Source organism: Flavobacterium sp. PS2 (assembly GCF_046250155.1).
In the GTDB taxonomy this organism is placed as follows: domain Bacteria; phylum Bacteroidota; class Bacteroidia; order Flavobacteriales; family Flavobacteriaceae; genus Flavobacterium.
The window spans coordinates 1,890,265-1,909,605 of sequence record NZ_CP176426.1 but is presented as its reverse complement, the minus strand read 5'-3'; the positions used below and the strand labels follow the sequence as shown (position 1 = coordinate 1,909,605).

At 32.6% G+C, this 19,341-nt stretch carries 20 protein-coding genes; 19 read left to right on the top strand and 1 reads right to left on the bottom strand.

Annotation, left to right across the window (positions count from 1 at the left end):
- The first annotated feature begins 2 nt into the window (after nucleotides 1–2).
- The 17 genes from ACJ6WR_RS08100 to queA all read left to right on the top strand — a co-directional run bounded on the left by ACJ6WR_RS08100 (nucleotide 3) and on the right by queA (nucleotide 16,426).
- Complete coding sequence (locus ACJ6WR_RS08100; protein ID WP_409417543.1) at nucleotides 3–1,172, top strand: DUF1501 domain-containing protein; 1,170 nt, start codon at nucleotides 3–5, stop codon at nucleotides 1,170–1,172.
- 219 nt (nucleotides 1,173–1,391) lie between these two features.
- A complete protein-coding gene (locus tag ACJ6WR_RS08095; RefSeq protein WP_039112900.1) occupies nucleotides 1,392–1,598 on the top strand; it encodes an addiction module protein in 207 nt (68 codons plus the stop codon).
- On the top strand, nucleotides 1,598–1,897 hold the full coding sequence (locus ACJ6WR_RS08090) for a hypothetical protein (RefSeq protein ID WP_409417542.1): 300 nt from the start codon (nucleotides 1,598–1,600) through the stop codon (nucleotides 1,895–1,897). The genes ACJ6WR_RS08095 and ACJ6WR_RS08090 overlap by 1 nt, the downstream gene beginning before the upstream one ends.
- 207 nt (nucleotides 1,898–2,104) lie before the next feature.
- Complete coding sequence (locus ACJ6WR_RS08085; RefSeq protein WP_086895431.1) at nucleotides 2,105–2,551, top strand: Panacea domain-containing protein; 447 nt, start codon at nucleotides 2,105–2,107, stop codon at nucleotides 2,549–2,551.
- A complete protein-coding gene (locus ACJ6WR_RS08080) occupies nucleotides 2,552–2,950 on the top strand; it encodes a hypothetical protein (RefSeq protein WP_242667496.1) in 399 nt (132 codons plus the stop codon).
- Nucleotides 2,951–3,266: 316 nt separating this feature from the next.
- Nucleotides 3,267–4,094: a prephenate dehydratase gene (locus ACJ6WR_RS08075; RefSeq protein ID WP_039117862.1), complete on the top strand. Its 828-nt coding sequence runs from the start codon at nucleotides 3,267–3,269 to the stop codon at nucleotides 4,092–4,094.
- A gap of 116 nt (nucleotides 4,095–4,210) precedes the next feature.
- Nucleotides 4,211–5,356 (top strand): pyridoxal phosphate-dependent aminotransferase, encoded by a 1,146-nt coding sequence (locus tag ACJ6WR_RS08070; RefSeq protein ID WP_409417541.1) that lies wholly within the window; start codon nucleotides 4,211–4,213, stop codon nucleotides 5,354–5,356.
- A gap of 194 nt (nucleotides 5,357–5,550) precedes the next feature.
- Complete coding sequence (locus tag ACJ6WR_RS08065) at nucleotides 5,551–6,408, top strand: prephenate dehydrogenase (RefSeq protein WP_039117860.1); 858 nt, start codon at nucleotides 5,551–5,553, stop codon at nucleotides 6,406–6,408.
- 6 nt (nucleotides 6,409–6,414) lie between these two features.
- Nucleotides 6,415–7,497, top strand: coding sequence for a bifunctional 3-deoxy-7-phosphoheptulonate synthase/chorismate mutase type II (locus ACJ6WR_RS08060; RefSeq protein WP_039112909.1), 1,083 nt, complete (start codon nucleotides 6,415–6,417; stop codon nucleotides 7,495–7,497).
- A 261-nt stretch (nucleotides 7,498–7,758) separates the two neighbouring features.
- Entirely contained in the window at nucleotides 7,759–8,736 is a 978-nt protein-coding gene (gene rsgA / locus ACJ6WR_RS08055; RefSeq protein ID WP_039112910.1) for a ribosome small subunit-dependent GTPase A, read from the top strand.
- A 30-nt stretch (nucleotides 8,737–8,766) separates the two neighbouring features.
- Entirely contained in the window at nucleotides 8,767–9,129 is a 363-nt protein-coding gene (locus ACJ6WR_RS08050) for a four helix bundle protein (protein WP_039112911.1), read from the top strand.
- A gap of 34 nt (nucleotides 9,130–9,163) precedes the next feature.
- Nucleotides 9,164–9,616 carry a D-aminoacyl-tRNA deacylase gene (dtd, locus tag ACJ6WR_RS08045; RefSeq protein ID WP_409417540.1) on the top strand — a complete coding sequence of 151 codons (453 nt, stop codon included), beginning with the start codon at nucleotides 9,164–9,166 and terminating at the stop codon, nucleotides 9,614–9,616.
- A 63-nt stretch (nucleotides 9,617–9,679) separates the two neighbouring features.
- Nucleotides 9,680–11,587 carry a DUF3857 domain-containing protein gene (locus ACJ6WR_RS08040; protein ID WP_409417539.1) on the top strand — a complete coding sequence of 636 codons (1,908 nt, stop codon included), beginning with the start codon at nucleotides 9,680–9,682 and terminating at the stop codon, nucleotides 11,585–11,587.
- A gap of 5 nt (nucleotides 11,588–11,592) precedes the next feature.
- The gene (locus ACJ6WR_RS08035) at nucleotides 11,593–13,608 is read left to right on the top strand and encodes a transglutaminase (RefSeq protein ID WP_409417538.1); all 2,016 of its coding nucleotides are present in this window, start codon (nucleotides 11,593–11,595) and stop codon (nucleotides 13,606–13,608) included.
- 2 nt (nucleotides 13,609–13,610) lie between these two features.
- The gene (locus ACJ6WR_RS08030; protein ID WP_039112916.1) at nucleotides 13,611–13,937 is read left to right on the top strand and encodes a nucleotide pyrophosphohydrolase; all 327 of its coding nucleotides are present in this window, start codon (nucleotides 13,611–13,613) and stop codon (nucleotides 13,935–13,937) included.
- 80 nt (nucleotides 13,938–14,017) lie between these two features.
- Nucleotides 14,018–15,247, top strand: a complete 1,230-nt coding sequence (gene aroA, locus ACJ6WR_RS08025) for a 3-phosphoshikimate 1-carboxyvinyltransferase (RefSeq protein ID WP_409417537.1) — start codon at nucleotides 14,018–14,020, stop codon at nucleotides 15,245–15,247.
- 129 nt (nucleotides 15,248–15,376) lie between these two features.
- Complete coding sequence (queA, locus tag ACJ6WR_RS08020) at nucleotides 15,377–16,426, top strand: tRNA preQ1(34) S-adenosylmethionine ribosyltransferase-isomerase QueA (RefSeq protein WP_039112918.1); 1,050 nt, start codon at nucleotides 15,377–15,379, stop codon at nucleotides 16,424–16,426.
- Between the two features lie 63 nt (nucleotides 16,427–16,489).
- Here queA and ACJ6WR_RS08015 read toward each other — a convergent pair whose 3' ends face one another.
- Nucleotides 16,490–17,224 carry an SIMPL domain-containing protein gene (locus ACJ6WR_RS08015; protein ID WP_039117854.1) on the bottom strand — a complete coding sequence of 245 codons (735 nt, stop codon included), beginning with the start codon at nucleotides 17,222–17,224 and terminating at the stop codon, nucleotides 16,490–16,492.
- A 125-nt stretch (nucleotides 17,225–17,349) separates the two neighbouring features.
- On the opposite strand from ACJ6WR_RS08015, the gene kynU reads away from it, so the two are divergent.
- A complete protein-coding gene (kynU, locus tag ACJ6WR_RS08010; RefSeq protein WP_409417536.1) occupies nucleotides 17,350–18,624 on the top strand; it encodes a kynureninase in 1,275 nt (424 codons plus the stop codon).
- Between the two features lie 170 nt (nucleotides 18,625–18,794).
- A complete protein-coding gene (locus tag ACJ6WR_RS08005; protein WP_039112921.1) occupies nucleotides 18,795–19,232 on the top strand; it encodes a glycine zipper family protein in 438 nt (145 codons plus the stop codon).
- Nucleotides 19,233–19,341: the final 109 nt, after the last annotated feature.

Here is a 19,341-nt window from a genome sequence, read left to right as displayed (position 1 = left end):
TTATGAACAGAAGGAATTTTATATCGATAACAGGGACGTTTACTGGTGGAATGCTTTTGCTTCCTGATTTTTTGCATGCTTATGGTTCTCAAAATAGTTTGGTAATTGGGGAACAATGTGTTGTATTTGTTCAGCTTAATGGAGGGAATGACGGATTGAATACTTTTATTCCGTACGATAATCCGTTGTATTATGATTTGAGAACAAAAATTGCTTTGGGTAAAGATGTAGTAGTTGGGAAGAATAAAGGAATGGCGTTTCATCCTTCTTTGAAAGATTTTGCTCAAATGCAGCAAAATGGAGATTTAACTGTAATTCAGAATGTAGGTTATCCAGAGCCGATTCGGTCGCATTTTCGTAGTCAGGAAATTTGGCAAACAGCAACAGATTCTAATAAATATATAAATGAAGGATGGTTGGGGAGATATTTGGATTTGCAATGTAAAGACCATCAGGCAACGGCTGGGATTAATCTGGACACAATAGACAATCTGGCTTTGAAAGGAGTAGAGCCCAATTCAATCACGGTTAAAGATCCAAACCGATTTAAGGTAAAATCAGATAAGGAAGAGAATGTAACATTGTCGAATAATCCACAATTAGATTTTGTTCGAAAAATAGCTAATTCAGTTGTTGAAGGATCTGATGAAATTCAGAAAGCATTGGCAAAATCTAAAACTGAAATAAGTTATCCTAAAACAGAATTATCCAAAAATCTGGAATGGATTGGTAGATTAATAAAAGGAAATTTAAATTCAAAAGTTTATTATACATCACTTGGCGGATTTGACACGCATGATAATCAGCTTGCGATCCATGAGAAAAAGTTATCCGATTTGAATGATGCTTTGTATGCTTTTTATCAGGATTTAAAACAGGCTCAATTACTTCAAAATGTTACGGTTGTGGTGTTTTCGGAATTTGGAAGAAGAGTAAAAGACAACGGAAACGGAACCGATCACGGAACAGCAGCGCCGATGTTTATTATAGGTGGAAATAATAAAGGAACAATTTTAGGGAATAATCCAGATTTGTCTAATTTGGATAACGGGGACTTAAAATATGAAATTGATTTTAGAAGTGTATATGCTTCCTTATTACAGCAAAAAATGAATTTTGATTATTCTAAAATCGGAATAAATAATAAACCTGTTAGGGGATTGTTCTCGTAAGTTTTATTTTCTGTCCACAATATTTCATTTCGAGGAACGAGAAATGACAAGATGGAGTAAAAACATTCCTTTTAGTTTGAGAAAATGATATTCAAAGTCAGAATGAATTTGTGCTAATTTGTGAATTCGTGGCGAAAAAAAATCGTGTTTTTCTTAAACCCAATGCATCGTAATTTTGATTAAATTTGTAACATTGATAATATTAGTAATACTGAAAATATGGAAATTAAAAATTTATCTAAATATAGTGATGCAGAAAAAATTGTTTTGGCAGAACAATTATGGGATAGTGTTTCTAAAGAGAATTTAGAAGTTTCTGATGATGTGAAGAGGGAATTAGATATTCGTATTCAGAATTTAGAAGAGGGGAAAACTGAGTTATATACTTGGAATGAGGTTAAGGCTCATTTAAGATCGATTAGATAATGCGTAGGATTAGGTTTGTTAAAGAAGCGTTATTTGATGTTGAAGATGTTGTTATTTGGTATGAAGAACAAAGAATAGGGCTTTCGTATGATTTTGAGCTTTGTCTGGAAGTGGGACTTGATGAAATCTCAAGAAACCCGAATGCTTTTCAAAAGAAATATAAAAATGTAAAAATCAGATTTATTTCAAGATTCCCTTATGGGATTCATTATCGATTTGAGAAAGATGAAATTGTTGTTATAGGAGTATTTCATACATCGCGTTCTCCTAAAAACTGGTCTAAAAGACTAAGGTTATAAAATCTCATTTTCTTTGCAATTAAGTGTCATGAAAATTTCACAATGCAATAGTGAATGTGCAGAAGTTGTCTGTAGTAAATTAATAAAGAAAGCCATCATTAAGATGGTTTTTTTTATGGGAAATCCTTTTGTAGGTAAAATTTATGAAATAATAATGCTTCATAAATGGATGAAAAGAATTGATTAAATTTGTAAAAAACAATAGTAATGAGTTATCCGGTTTTAGAAATTGCACATAAAATTATTGCACACACAGACGCTAGTCAAGGAGAGATTATTTCTAACTTAAAACTGCAAAAAATACTGTATTATATGCAAGGTTTTTTTATTGCTGTATATGATAAGAAATTATTTGAAGAAGAATTTGAAGCTTGGCAATATGGTCCTGTTGTGAGGGATATGTTTGACCATTTTAAAGATTTTGGTTCGGGTGCCATAACGCTAAACGAAGATGTACAAATTATTGAATTGACTGAGGAAGAAAATGAATTGTTTAAGGAAGTAATGACCGAATTTGGACAATTTTCTGCTATAAAGTTGATGGAAATGACACATGCAGAGTTACCATGGAAGAAAATTTTTCATGAAAATCCTCAAGGAGAAATCTCTTATGACTTGTTGAGAGCGTATTTTAAAACTCAAATCATCGAGTAGATGGGTAAAATTAAAAAGAGAGATATTAAGGAAAGTAAAATTACAGTTCCTACTCAAAATAATACCGAATTAAACTATCCGATTTTTTGCTTCAAGTATTTGCAGACAGAGCCTAATAAAGATTATAAGTTCTATGCGGACTTTGTGGAGAGGTTAAAGAAACTATCTAATTTATCTTGGAGTCAGATAAATGTGGCTCAAAAACATGGCTTTGGAACTGAAAAAATACCTGTAGCACAAATAAAACCAGATTTGCCTAAATTTGTTTCACCAGATGTAACAGATTTAATTGTTTTTAGAGCAAATGGGGATAATCGACCTTTTCTGGGTTTAAGAAAACAAAACGTTTTTCATATAATATTCTTGGAAGAGAAGTTTGGAGACATCTATAATCACTAATTAGCAATTGGTTAAATCGCATTTTAAGGCTGATTTATTTAAATATCTTACAAAATTGAGCTTATTTGTTAAGAAATCCTTTTTTGTTTCATAAAATGCATTATTTTTTTTGGTGCGGTAAAAATAATTTATACATTCGCAGAGAATTTATTGAAAAACACAAACAAAATGTCAAGCAACCGTTTTTATTTTAGCAACTCTTTTTATTTCTTCTTTAGTAGAAGTGAGGATTGTGCTATGGTTATTTGAGAAAATTTAAAAGACAAATAAAACTAATATACAATCCTGATGCAAATCAGGATTTTTTTTTGAGTATATGACAACAAAAATTGCAATACAAGGTATTAAAGGTTCATTTCATCATCAGGTAGTGAATGAGTATTTCTCTGAAAACGTGGATATTGACGAATGTTTATCATTTGAAGAATTAATTGATAGCGTACTTTCGGGAAAATCTGATCAGGCTGTAATGGCGATTGAAAATTCGATTGCGGGACCAATTATTCCGAATTATGCCTTGATAGATAAGAACAATTTGCACATAATTGGCGAGCATTATTTAAATATATCTCAGAATTTAATGGCATTAAAAGGCCAAAAAATGGAAGATATTACAGAGGTTCATTCGCACCCAATGGCATTGTTACAATGTATGGATTTCCTAAAAAAATATCCAAATATTAAATTGGTAGAGGATAAAGATACTGCCGAAACAGCAAGAAGAATCCAAGAGAAACAATTAAAAGGGATTGCGGCAATTGCAAGTAAAGCGGCTTCGGTAATGTATGATTTAGAAATTCTGGCACCAGAAATTCAGACAATCAAAAACAACATGACCCGTTTTGTGATTATCAAGAAAGAGAATTCGTTTTTGCCTACAACTGAGATCAATAGAGCGTCGATTAAATTTGAACTGAATCACAAAAGAGGAAGTCTGGCAGCAGTTTTAAACGTAATGAGCGATTGCAAACTGAATCTAACAAAGATTCAATCGTTACCAAAAATTGAGACACCTTGGAAATATTCATTTTTTGTAGATGTAACTTTTGAAGATTACGAAGATTATGCTAAAGCAAAAAGATTAACAGAAATAATGGCTGAGTATTTTAAAGTTTTAGGAGAATATAAGAATACAAAACCATAAAACACGGAATTTTCAAATTCCAAATTCCAATCCTTCGGGTCGCTCAGGATGACAAAAAAATAAAATAGGAAGCATAAAGCTTATGGCTTAAAGCCTAAAGCAAAAACAAAAGAACCATGATAACAACAGCAAAAAGATTAGATGTCGTAGAGGAATACTACTTTTCTTCGAAGCTTAGAGAAGTAAGACAATTACAATCTGAAGGAAAGCCAATCATTAATATGGGAATTGGAAGTCCGGATTTAAACCCTTCAAAAGCGGTTGTCGAAGCAGTAGTTTCGGCAATGCAGGATGAAAATGCACATCAATATCAAAGTTATCAGGGATTGCCAGAATTGAGAAAAGGAATGGCCGATTTTTATCAGCATAATTATGGTGTTGCTTTAAATCCAGCTAATGAAATTTTGCCGTTAATGGGTTCAAAAGAAGGAATTATGCATATATCGTTGGCTTTCCTAAATGAAGGTGACCATGTTTTAATTCCGAATCCAGGATATCCAACATATACTTCGGTTACAAATTTGGTTGGTGCAGTTCCGGTTTATTATGATTTGAAAGAGGATAATAACTGGGAGCCAGATTTTGAAGCTTTAGAGAAATTAGAGCTGGAGAAAGTAAAGATTATGTGGTTAGGTTATCCGCACATGCCAACTGGTGCTAGAGGAAGTTTAGCGTTATTTGAAAAATTGGTTGCTTTTGCTAAAAAACATAGCATTTTATTAATTAATGATAATCCGTATAGTTTTGTCTTGAATGATAAACCAATGAGTTTATTACAGGTTGAAGGAGCAAAGGATGTGGCATTAGAGCTTAATTCGTTGAGTAAAACTTTTAACATGGCAGGATGGAGAGTTGGGATGGTTTTAGGAAACGCTGCAATTATTGACGCTGTCTTGAAAGTAAAAAGCAATATGGACAGCGGTATGTTCTACGGAATACAAAAAGGTGCTGTTGCTGCATTAAATTGTGATAAATCATGGTTTGAGGAGCAAAATGTAATTTACAGACGCCGTCGTGAATTAACCAATAAACTGGCTGAAAAGCTAGGTTGCAAAGTATATGCTGAGGGAGTTGGATTATTTGTTTGGGCAAAATTACCAGAAGGTATAGCATCTGCAGAAGATTTTATCGACCAGATATTATATGAGAAACATATTTTTATTACGCCGGGAACTATTTTTGGTAGTAATGGCGAAGGATACATAAGGTTTGCTCTTTGTGTAAAAGAAGAAAAAATACAAGAGGCAATAGAGAGATTTTAAATTGTCATTGCGAGGAACGAAGCAATCTCTGATGCTGAATCAATTGCTAGTATGATTGCTTCGTACCTCGCAATGACAAACGTCTTGAAAAAACGAAAAGTTTAGCCCTGATGGAAGCGGCATCCTTTTTCTTGCTTCTTTAGAAAGAAAAAGATATAGCGGACAGCAGGATTAGCTTTAAATAAAAAATAAAAATGAACATACACGTAATAGGAATAGGGTTAATAGGAGGTTCAATGGTTTTAGATATCAAAGAATTATATCCGGAGGCTACTATTTACGGAATCGATAATAACGAAGCGCACTTACAAGAAGCAATTGCGTTGGGTGTTATCGATAAAGCGTCGACTTTTGATGATTTGGTAACCGCCGATTTTGTAATTGTTTCGGTTCCTGTAGATGTTGCGCTTACTGTTTTGCCTAAAGTATTGGATGTGATTGGTGAAAATACAATTGTTTTTGAAGTAGGTTCGACTAAAAAACCAATTTGTGAAGCGGTTGCAAATCACCCAAGAAGAAGAAACTTTATAGCAACTCATCCGATTGCGGGAACAGAGTTTTCTGGACCTTCGGCGGCGATAAAAGGTCTTTTTAAAGGGAAAACGAATATAATTTGTGAGGTGGAAAAAACCACTTTTAAATTACAGGAAAAAGCCTTGCAACTTTTTACAGCGATCGGAATGCGTATACGATATATGGAACCAAAATCGCATGATAAACATATTGCTTATGTATCGCATTTGTCTCATATAAGCTCGTTTATGCTTGGTAAAACGGTAATAAATAAGGAGAAAGACGAACAGGATATTTTTGATATGGCGGGAAGTGGATTTGAAAGTACTGTACGTTTAGCAAAAAGTTCTCCAGCAATGTGGACGCCGATTTTTAAACAGAATAAAAAACAGGTAATCGAAACCCTGGAAGAATATATATCAAATCTTACCCAGTTTAAAGATTTGCTGGCTGCGGATGATTATAATGCCATTTATGAGGAAATGGAAAGCGTGAATAAAATAAAAGAAATCTTAAACGGAATAACAATAAAAAAATAAAAAAAAATGGAAAACAAGAAAGAAATGAGAAATTGGTTAAATGATTTCAATTTAACTCATCCGCTTGTAATTGCAGGACCTTGTAGTGCTGAAACTGAAGAACAAGTATTGAAAATTGCTCATGAATTAAAAGACTCTGACGTAAGTATATTCAGAGCTGGAATCTGGAAACCAAGAACGCGTCCGGGAGGATTTGAAGGTGTTGGAGAAATTGGTTTGAAATGGTTACAAAAAGCTAAAAAAGAAACTGGTTTATTAATGGGAACTGAAGTTGCGACTGCTGCTCATTGTAAATTGGCTTTGGAACATGATATTGATGTTTTATGGGTTGGTGCTCGTACTACAGCAAATCCGTTTGCAGTTCAGGAAATTGCAGATACTCTTAAAGGAACTGATAAAATCGTTTTGATTAAAAACCCTGTTAACCCAGATTTATCTTTGTGGTTAGGTGGTGTTGAACGTTTACATATGGCAGGAATCGAAAAACTAGGTGTAATACACAGAGGATTTTCGACTTACGAAAAAACTAAATACAGAAACATTCCAGAATGGCAGATTGCTATCGAATTACAAAATAAATTTCCTGATTTACCTTTAATCATTGACCCATCTCATATTACTGGAGATCGTAAAATGATTCTTGAAGTAACGCAAGAAGCTTTGGATTTAAATTATGATGGTATGATTATCGAAACTCATACTGATCCTGATAATGCATGGAGTGATGCTGCACAACAAGTTACACCAGATGCTTTGAAACAAATTTTTAAAGATTTGAGAGTAAGAAAGACTGATGATAAGACTGACGAATACAGCCAGAAAATGTCTAAATTAAGAGCTAATATCGACGTTCTTGATGCTAATTTATTAGACTTATTAGGAAAACGTATGAAGGTTGCTGACGAAATTGGTCAGGTGAAAAAAGATGCAAACGTTGCAATTCTTCAAAACAATCGTTGGAACGAAATTCTAGGTAAAATGATCCTGGAAGGAGAGAAAAAAGGATTGTCGGAAGAATTTGTTCTTAAAATGTTTAAAGCAATTCACCAGGAAAGCATTAGTCACCAAGAAAGAATATTGAACGCATAAGTCGTTTTAAATCATATAAGAGGTATAAGTTCGGATAAGGGTTTGTAAGCATTAAACTTAGATGTACTTATACTGCTTAAATGGTTAATAATTCTCGAAAATAGAATCTTCATCACTTTTAATTAAGAGATGGAGATTTTTTGTTTATAGAGATTTACAAAAAAAATGGACTTTGAACTTTTAACGAAAACAATCATTTATCTTTGCAAAGATTTTGGTTTTGAATCTAAAATCTAAAATCAGAATATCTAAAATTAAAAAATGACAGGAACCGTTTACAAATCTACAGGAAGTTGGTACACCGTAAAATCTGAAAAAGGAGATTTTATAGAGTGTAGAATGAAAGGAAAGTTTAGGATTAAGGGTATTAAAAGTACTAATCCTATTGCTGTAGGAGATGTTGTGGATTATGAACTCGAGGAAAGTTCGGATACTGTAACAGGAACGATTCATAATATTCACGAAAGAAAAAATTATATCGTTCGTAAATCGGTGAATTTATCTCACCAGATGCATATTATTGCGTCTAATATTGATTGTGTTTTTTTATTGGTAACTATCAATAATCCTCCAACGACATTTAATTTTATTGACCGTTTCTTGGTTACAGCCGAAGCATATGGAATTGAAACAATATTAATTTTTAATAAAATTGATACTTTTGATGAAGCTACGCTCGACGAGCAATTGTATATGCAGTATGTATATGAGCAAATAGGATATAAATGTTTGCGTGTTTCATCGACAGAAGGAAAAGGTGTTGAGGAATTAAAAGATATGATGATTGGTAAAGTAACGATGTTCTCAGGACATTCTGGAGTTGGTAAATCGACTCTTGTAAATGCAATGGAACCTAGCTTACATCTTAAAACCAAAATGATTTCGACAGCCAGTAAACAAGGACAACATACAACAACATTTGCAGAAATGTTTGATTTGTCTTTTGGTGCTCGTATTATTGATACGCCAGGAATTAAAGGTTTTGGTATTGTCGATATGGAGAAAGAGGAAGTTAGTGGTTATTTCCCTGAGTTTTTTAAATTAAAAGACCAGTGTAAATTTAACAACTGTTTACATAAAGACGAACCTCATTGTGCTATTAAAGCTGCTCTGGAAAGAGATGAAATTGCTTGGTCACGTTATAATAGTTATCTTAAAATCCTAGAAGGAGAAGACGAACATTACCGTACAGATATTCATAATGAAGATCGCGCGGCAAGCGATGAGACGAGGAAATAATTGTGAATTATTAATTGTGAATTGTGAATTATGGCAGAGAATATAATAAAGACAAAGTCATTTAGCTTTGCCCTAAGAATTATTAAATTATTTCAATTCTTAAATCAAGAAAAGAAAGAGTTTATTTTGAGTAAACAATTACTTCGTAGCGGTACATCAATTGGAGCATTAGTTCGAGAATCGGAACAAGCAGAAAGCAAAAAAGATTTTATTCATAAGCTTGCAATAGCTCAAAAAGAAGCTAATGAAACAGATTATTGGTTAGAATTGTTGTTTCAGTCAGATTATTTAAATGAAACTCAATTTAAATCTATAAAATTTGATATTGTAGAAATAAATAAAATTTTAGCTTCTATAATAATAACTACTAAACAAAAAATAGAAGCGAAATGAATTCACAATTAACCATTTATAATTCACAATTACCTTGAGAGTTGTTCTTCAAAGAGTTTCTTCAGCCTCGGTAGTGGTTGATGGTAATAAAGTAGCTGATATCCAAAAAGGGCTACTTGTTTTTGTTGGTATTGAAGATGCCGATACACAGGAAGATATTGACTGGTTGGCTGGAAAAATAACCAAAATCAGAATTTTTGGCGACGAAAATGATGTCATGAACTGTTCTGTTCAGGATATTAAAGGCGAAATTATAGCCGTAAGCCAGTTTACACTTCATGCTGGGACGAAAAAAGGTAATCGTCCGTCTTACATAAAAGCTTCAAAACCAGATGTTGCAATTCCGCTTTATGAAAGTTTTGTGGCAACGCTGGAAAAGGAATTTGGAAATAAAATTCAGACAGGAATTTTTGGTGCTGATATGAAAATCAGTCTATTAAATGATGGTCCTGTAACAATAATAATTGATAGTAAAAATAGAGAGTAAAAAGAACGAACATTTGTTAAATATTTCTAAAAATGATATATATTTGGCGAAATTACTTATAAAATGAAATCGATTTTCTGTTCTCTATTTTTTATTTTGTTTACTTTTTCTTCAACTGCTCAAAAAGGAGAATATTTAGTAAGTACTATTGCTGATAGTCTCAAAGAAAATGCGAATGCCGTAGTGCGTTTCGATCAAACTGATATTACAATTACTTCACAGAGAAGTATGAATATAAAAACGCAACGCGTTGTTACGATTTTAAACGAAAAAGGTTCTAATGCAATAAATGCAGTCGAAGGTTATAGTAAGAACTCATCAGTTAAAAGTATTGAAGCAATTGTTTACGACGCTTTTGGGAAAGAAATAAAAAAAATCAAACGAAAAGATTTTAAAGATCAAAGTGCGGTAGACGGTGGTATACTTATATCAGATAACCGATACCTTTATTTAGAATACACTCCAATTTCGTATCCATATACTATAATTTATAATAGTGAAATAGAGACATCTACTACAGCTTTTATTCCAAGTTGGATGCCTTTGAGTGGATATCACACTAGTGTTGAAAAGATTATTTTGAATGTTAAGTGTCCCGCAAATTTAGGTTTTAGAAAGAAAGAACTTCAGTTTTCTAATTTTAATATCAAAAAAGGAATTGATAGTGATACTGAGCTTACTTATGTTGCGTCTAATATTTTGGCTCAAAAACGCGAAGACTATAGTCCGCCTTTTAATGATTTATATCCAAAAGTAATGATGGGATTAGAATTCTTTAATTTGGAAGGTATAGATGGGAATGCTAAAACGTGGAAAGAATTTGGTAAATGGTGGGATGATAAAATTCTAGTAGGAACTGATGAAATCACTGATGAAACTAAAGTTAAAATGAGGACTTTGGTAGGAAATGAGCAAGATCCAATAAAAAAAGCAAAATTGATTTATAAGTTTCTCCAACAGAAAGCAAGATATGTTGCTATTGCAGAAGGAATTGGTGGTTGGAAACCTATGTTGGCTAGTGATGTTGATCGTGTAGGATATGGTGATTGTAAAGCTTTGACAAATTATACAAAGGCACTATTGAAATCAGTAGGAGTAGAGTCGTATTATACAAAATTGTATGGTGGCTCTAATAAAAAGGATATTAGGTCAGATTTTGTATCTCAACAAGGGAATCATATAATTTTGGCAATTCCTACTGGAGATAAATATATTTGGCTTGAATGTACAAGTCAAGACGATCCTTTTGGGTATCAAGGTACTTTTACAGACGATAGAGATGTATTAATAATTAAACCAGAGGGAGGAGTAATTGCTAGAACAACTATTTATGATGATAAAAATAATACGCAGATAAGTAAAGGGAATTATGCTTTATCCGATGAAGGTAATTTATCTGGAGCAATAGCAATAGTTTCAGGAGGTTCTCAGTACAGTAAAAAAATGGGAGTTGAGAAGATGCCGCCTACAGATAAAGAGGCACATTATAAAAATTATTGGGACAATATTAATAATTTAAAAATTAATAAAACAGTTTTTCTGAACGACAAAGAGAATGTAAAATTTACTGAAGAAGTCCAAATAAACGCTTCTAATTATGGTGTTATTTCAGGAAGTAAAATGATGTTTGTGGTAGATGCTTTTAATCAATATACAGAAAGTATAAAGAGAATTAGAAATCGAAAAAGTCCATTAGAAATACAAAGAGGTTATTTTGATACTGATGAAATAGAAATTAATTTACCAGCAAGTTTTACAATCGAATTTTTACCAGCAAGTTTTGAACTGAAAGGTAAATTTGGAGAATATAAAACTGAGATAATTAAAAAGGAGAATAATAAGTTGCTCTATAAGCGTTCCATGCTTCTAAATAAAGGAAAATATTCGAGTAAAGAATATGATGAGTATCGTCTTTTTATGGAGCAGATTAATAAAAACGATAATGCCAAAATTATACTAACCAAGAACTAAAACCAATGAAATTTAACCAACTAACAATCGTTTTATTTATTGTGCTTTCCTTTTCAAAAATTACAGCACAAGAATTTAAATTAGGGAAAGTATCCATTCCTGAATTACAGGAAAAAGTACATGCCAAAGATACTTCAGCTTCGGCTGCAATTTTATTCAGAAAAGGAACCTCTTATTTTGAATATGATCCGGTTGATGGTTTTGTAATTATAACTGAGGTTGAAAGCCGAATTAAAATCTATAAAAAAGAAGGTTACGAATGGGCGAATCAAGGGGTAAGGTATTACATAGGTGATTCTAATACAAAGGAAAGTGTTTCGTTTTCTGATGCGGTTACTTATAATCTTGTTGATGGAAAAATAGAGAAAACTAAACTTAAAAGTGATGGGACTTTTGATGAGAATTTTAATAAATATTATAATAAGAAAAAGATAACAATGCCTAATGTAAAAGAAGGTTCTGTTATTGAATATAAATATAGAATAAAAGCTTTGACAATTGGTTCCATGAGGGATTGGTATTTTCAAACTTCTATTCCGGTTAACTATTCTGAATTTATAACCCGAATTCCAGAATATTTTGTTTACAATAATAAGCAAAAAGGGTATATTTTCCCTAAAGTTAATAAAGAAACAAGTACTAAGTATATTGTATTCAACAATAAAGAAAGATCAGGAGGAAGAAATTTAGGAACTACTTTTTCTCAGGATAAACTAGAATATCAGGAAGAGAAAACTACTTATACAGCAGAGAATTTGCCTGCGATGAAAGAAGAGGCGTATGTTAATAATATTAATAATTATACCTCATGTCTGGAGCTTGAATTGTCTATGACAAAATACCCTAATCAGCCAATGAAGTTGTTCTCAACTGATTGGAATTCAGTTGTGAAAACAATATATAATTATGAGAGCTTTGGCCCAGAATTAAATAAAACAGGATATTTTGAAGATGATTTAAAAACATTACTTGCAGGCGTAGATGTGCAAGATGATAGAATTAATCTAATATTAAATTTCGTAAAAGCAAGAGTTAAATGGAATGGTTATACTGATTATGGATGTGATAACGGGGTAAAAAAAGCTTATAAAGAAAAAACAGGGAATGTGGCTGATATAAATCTTATGTTAACAGCTATGTTGAGACATTCAGGATTAACTGCAAATCCTGTTTTAGTAAGTACACGTTCTAACGGAATCTCAATATTTCCTAATAGAACTGCTTTTAATTATGTAATTGCGGCTGTTGAAACTCCTAATGGAATTATTTTACTAGATGCTTCAGATAAGTATTCAACCCCAAATATTTTACCATTTAGAGCTTTAAACTGGATGGGTAGATTAATACGTAAAGATGGGACTTCTGAGGAGATTGATTTAATGCCTAAAATAGTATCTGCCAACAATGTGTCTATGATTTATAATGTAGATGCTAGTGGGAATGTGAGCGGAAAAACAAGAAAGCAGTATACAAATTACAATGCCATGATGTTTAGGGATAATATTGGTGATGTGAAAGAAGATGCATATCTTGAAAAATTAGAAAATGATAATAATAAAATTGAGATAAGCGAGTATTCCAGAACAAATGAAAAAGATTTATTATTGCCTGTAATCGAGACCTTTTCGTTTTCGGGTAATAACCTTTGCGAAATAATTGGTGATAAAATTTATATAGATCCAATGTTGTTTCTTACCGATAAGAAGAATCCTTTTACACAAGAGAATCGTGAATATCCTGTAGATTATGGTTTTCCATCTTCTGATAAGTATAGTATTAATATCACTATTCCAGATGGGTTTGCAGTTGAAACTTTGCCAGCTTCAGGAGGATTTGCTATGGAAAATGATTTAGGTTTATTTAAGTTTATTAGTTCTGTAAATGGAAACATCTTACAAGTGGTAATAACGCACCAGATAAATGAGCCAGTAATACTACCAGATGATTACTCAGTTTTAAAAGAGTATTACAAAGGGATGATTGCTAAAGAGAATGAAAAAATAGTTTTAAAAAGAATATAAAAATGGATTTAAAAAATGCCCAACTAGATGTCGATACCTGGATAAAAGAACATGGAGTTCGTTATTTTAATGAATTGACAAATATGGCACAACTTACAGAGGAAGTAGGGGAAGTTGCCAGAATTATTGCGCGTCGTTATGGAGAGCAATCGGAGAAAGAAAGCGATAAGAATAAAGACCTTGGCGAAGAATTAGCCGATGTGGTTTTTGTGGTTTTATGCTTAGCAAATCAAACAGGAATTGATTTGCAGTCTGCATTTGATAAAAAAATGGATTTGAAATCTGTTCGAGATAAAGACCGTCATAAAAACAACGATAAACTAAAATAATGTGATAAGTTAGGGTAAAGCTTTGGAGTATCCTTTTTTTAAAATAAATTTGCAAAAACGCACAAAACAATTACCCTATAATGAATTTACTATTAAAAACATCTCAAGCTAATTTACAAGGACAAATTGCAGTAACTGGCTCAAAAAGCGAAACCAATCGATTATTATTATTGCAAGCATTGTTTCCGAATATTACTTTGGCAAACACATCAAACTCTGATGATAGCGAAGTAATGCAAAAAGCATTAGTTGGTAATGAAGAAATAGTAGATATTCATCATGCAGGAACAGCAATGCGTTTTTTAACGGCCTATTTTGCGGTTAAGGAAGGTAGAGAAGTTGTAATGACGGGTTCTAGCAGAATGCAAGAGCGTCCGATTAAAATTTTGGTAGAAGCTTTAGCTCAGTTAGGAGTAGAGATTTCATATTTAAAAGAAGAAGGATATCCGCCAATTCGCATTAAAGGGAAAAAAATCGCAGCCTCAAAAGTTACCTTGGCTGCCAATGTAAGTAGCCAGTATATTTCGGCATTATTACTTGTGGCTTCTAAATTAGAAAATGGTTTAGAGTTAACATTAGAAGGAGAAATTACTTCTATTCCATATATCAAAATGACTTTGGCTTTGCTTAATGATTTAGAAATTCAAACTAGCTTTGAAGGAAATGTAATCAAAGTATATCCAAAAGCTGAGGTGGTTGCAAAAGAAATGGTTGTTGAATCTGATTGGAGTTCGGCTTCTTATTTTTTTAGTTTAGCAGCACTTGCAGATACAGCTTCGATAACACTTAGTAGTTACAAAGAAAATAGCCTACAAGGAGATTCAGCTTTAATATCACTTTATGAGAAAATGGGTGTTGAGACTACATTTCAGGGAAATAAAATGACTTTGGTTAAGCAGCCAAATTTTAAATTTGAAACAGTAAATTTTGATCTGAACAACACTCCCGACATTGCACAAACTATTGTAGTTACTTGTCTTGGTTTAGGAATAGGTTGTCATTTAACAGGTTTGCACACTCTAAAAATTAAAGAAACAGATAGATTGGAAGCTTTAAGGATTGAGTTAACTAAATTAGGAGCTAATATTTCGGTTACTAATGATAGTTTAACGCTTGTTGCTACAAATGAAATAAATTCTAATGTAAAAATTGCTACTTATAATGATCACCGTATGGCAATGGCATTTGCTCCATTGGCATTAAAAGTGCCAATAATAATCGAAGATGCAGGAGTAGTTTCTAAATCTTATCCAGATTTTTGGAAAGATTTAACAAATTTAGGTTTTGAGACAACAGAAATAGGTGCATAATAATCAATGTTTACGGCTAAAATCAGGAATAAATTTTGAAGTTTGCAATTTTCTAACTAAATAAAAGCCAAAACACTTGACAACGCCTATCTCACAATCGTATATTTGCACTCTAAATAAATAGACTACATGAAATTATCTCATTTTCAATTTAATTTACCAAAAGAACTTTTAGCTGAATTCCCTGCTGAAAACAGAGATGAGTCTCGTTTGATGGTAATTGATCGTAAAAAACAAACTATAGAGCACAAAATGTTCAAAGATGTAATCAATTACTTTGATGATGGTGATGTTCTGATATTAAATAACACTAAAGTTTTCCCTGCTCGTTTGTACGGAAACAAAGAAAAAACTGGAGCAAGAATTGAAGTTTTCTTATTAAGAGAACTAAATTCAGAGCAACGTCTTTGGGATGTTTTGGTAGATCCAGCTCGTAAAATCCGTATCGGAAATAAATTATATTTTGGTGATGACGATTCGTTAGTTGCTGAGGTTATCGACAATACTACTTCTCGTGGTAGAACATTACGTTTTCTTTACGATGGTTCTTACGAAGAATTCAGAAATAAACTAACAGAACTTGGAGAAACTCCAATTCCTAAATATATCAGCAGAGAGGTAACTCCAGAAGATGCTGAAAGATACCAAACGATTTATGCTAAAGAAGAAGGAGCTGTTGCAGCACCAACTGCTGGATTGCATTTCTCGAAACACCTTTTGAAAAAATTAGAAATTAAAGGAGTAAACTTTGCAGAAGTTACACTTCACGTAGGTTTAGGAACTTTTAATCCAGTTGAGGTTGAAGATTTATCAAAACACAAAATGGATTCAGAAGAGTTAATCATTACTGAAGAAGCTTGTGAAATTGTAAATCATGCAAAACAAAACAAGAAGCGTATCTGTGCTGTAGGAACAACTTCAATGCGTGCTATTGAAAGTTCAGTTTCATCACAAAATACATTAAATCCTTTTGAAGGTTGGACGAATAAATTTATTTTCCCTCCTCATGATTTTAGTATTGCAAACTGTATGATTACAAACTTCCATACACCAAAATCAACATTGTTAATGATGATTTCTGCGTTCTGTGGACATGATTTAATGAAAAGAGCATATGAAGAAGCTATAAAAGAAGGATACAAATTCTACTCTTATGGTGATGCAATGCTTATCATCTAAGAAATATAAAATAAGGTTAATTCAAAAATCTCGCTAGTAATAGCGAGATTTTTTTTTTGAAATCTAGTTAACCTGATATACTAGTTTTACGGTAATATTAGCCGTTTTGTTTTTAGAGGTTGTATTAAATGATCCTCCATAAGAAAAGTCTTCAGATGAATTTTGCCCAGTAATTTGGAAAACTCCCATGTCTGATTTTTTTAATTTCCCTAAAGAAGCGTCTGCATTTTCAGCAATGCTTTTGGCTCTGGAACTAGCATCTTTAGTTGCCTCAGCAATCATTTTTATTTTAAGTTCAGCTAGTTTGGTATAATAATACTCAGGAGGATTAGAATAGAATTCGACTCCGGAATTTATTAATTCGCTAGATTGTCTGGAAATTTCCTCAATTTTATTTACTTCTTTAGATTGAATGGTTACACTTTGGGTTAATGTAAATCCCGTAAAAACTTGTTGTTTTGGTGTTCCATTTTCATTGTATGAAGTGTCAAAATCTTTATTGAAGTTTACTGCAGAGAAAACCATTTCTGAAGCTTTGATTCCTTTGCTAGCCAAATAGTTTTTTATTTTCTCTCTATCGCTGTCTAATGATGCATAAGCTTCTTTTAGCGTAAGACTCTTTTTAGAGAATGAACCACTCCAGACAATTAAATCCGAAACAAAATCTTTTTTCCCCAGACCTGTAACACTAATAGTATCATTGCTTTTATTTCTATTTTGGAATGCATTAGAAAACAAATAGGCAGAGATAATCACTGCTAAAGAAATAATAATAACATTTAAATTGTTTTTGAACATGGCATATAATTTTAAATTCAATCAAATATATCGAATTAATTGTGTTCATTTTTAACACAGGCTTATATTTTTCTCCTTTTGTCTTCGTTGTTTTTTTTCTACATTTACCAAACAAAATTCAAACAATGACTTTCGAAAACACACGTGAATTTGCACAAAAACTTGATTCACAAGATATATTGCATAAATACCAAGACGAATTTATTTTTCCTGAAGTAAATAATAAAAAGGTTATTTATTTTACAGGAAATTCTTTGGGATTACAGCCAAAGCGTACAAAATCCTATGTTGATGAAGTAATGGCAGATTGGGCAAATCTTGCTGTTGAAGGGCATTTTTATGCCGAAAAACCTTGGTGGGATTATCAGGAACGTTTTGCCAAACCACTTAGTAAAATTGTTGGTGCTTTGCCAAGCGAAGTTACCGTGATGAATACATTAACGGTTAACCTTCATTTATTGATGGTGTCTTTTTATAGACCAACTGCAACTAGGTATAAGATTATTTGCGAAGAAAAAGCATTTCCTTCAGATCAATATATGTTTCAGAGCCAAGTACATTTTCATGGTTATAAAACAGAAGACGCTATTGTAGAGATCAAACGTCGCGAAGGAGAACACAATATCCGACTAGAAGATGTTTTGGCCAAAATTGAAGAAGTTGGAGATCAATTGGCTCTGGTGTTAATAGGTGGAGTGAATTATTATACAGGACAAGTTTTTGATATGAAAACCATTACTGCGGCTGGACAAAAAGTAGGAGCCAAAGTAGGTTGGGATTTAGCACACGCTGCCGGAAATATAAAGCTAGAGTTGCACGATTGGAATGTCGATTTTGCTGCTTGGTGTAGTTACAAATACATGAACTCAGGACCAGGAAATGCATCTGGTTGTTTTGTACATGAAAAACATCATAACAACCCCGATTTACCTCGTTTTGCTGGTTGGTGGGGACATAATAAGGAACGCCGTTTTAAGATGGAACCTAATTTTGACCCAGTTCATGGAGCAGATGGTTGGCAAATAAGTAATTTACCTGTGCTTTCTTTAGCACCTTACTTAGCATCGGTAGAAATGTTTGATGAAGTAGGAATGGATGCTTTAATTGCAAAAAGAGATAAAATAACAGCTTATCTGGAGTTTATCTTACATGAAATAGATAAAGAAGTAAAAGGTAATTTTGAAGTTATTACTCCAGCAGATCCTAAGGAAAGAGCTTCGCAATTGTCTGTGTTTTTGCATGGAGAAGGACGTAGCTTATTTGATTATTTAATGAAAAATGGAGTTATTACAGATTGGCGCGAACCTAATGTTATTCGTTTAGCTCCAGTTCCTTTGTATTGTTCTTTTGAAGATATGTTTGAGTTTGGACAAATTTTAAAAAGAGGAATTTTAGAATAGTCTAAACGTAAATAAATAAAAATATTTTAAAGTCAGCTAATTCAGATTGTTATGAATTGGCTGACTTTTTTGCGTAGTTTAATTTTGTAACGATCTCTTAAAATTATGTAATTCCAGACAAAAGTTTAGGCTTTACTTTGTTATGTTATAAATACCTAAATTTTACAATCATGAAAACATTATATTTAGTATTATTTTCTTTTGCGATTATCTCGTGTCAGAATCAAGGGAAAATAGATATTCAAAAAGCCAAGCAAGCGAGTATTGACTCTATGAAAGTTGAAATTAATAAACAAAAAGTTATTGATTCAATGAAAACAGAGATGGCAAAAGTTCAAGAAGAAAAAGAGCAAGTTCAAGCTCAAGCAGAATTAGCACCTCAAAAAGTGGTTGTTGTAAATCAGCAAGCGCCAGCTGCTGCCGCGCCAAAGAAAAAAGGATGGAGTTCGACCGCAAAAGGAGCTGTAATAGGTGCTGGAGTTGGAGCAGTTACAGGAGCAATTATCAGTAAGAAAAAAGGCGAAGGAGCAATAATAGGAGGATTAGCAGGTGCTGGTGTTGGTGCAGGAACGGGAGCAATTATAGATGGAAAAAAGAAAAAAGAATAGAGTAGACCGCTATTCTTCGAATAAATGTTAGTTATATTCAAATTAGAAAAACCACCTCAAATTAATTTTAGAGGTGGTTTTTTGCATAATAAAGAAATGTGGTATTATT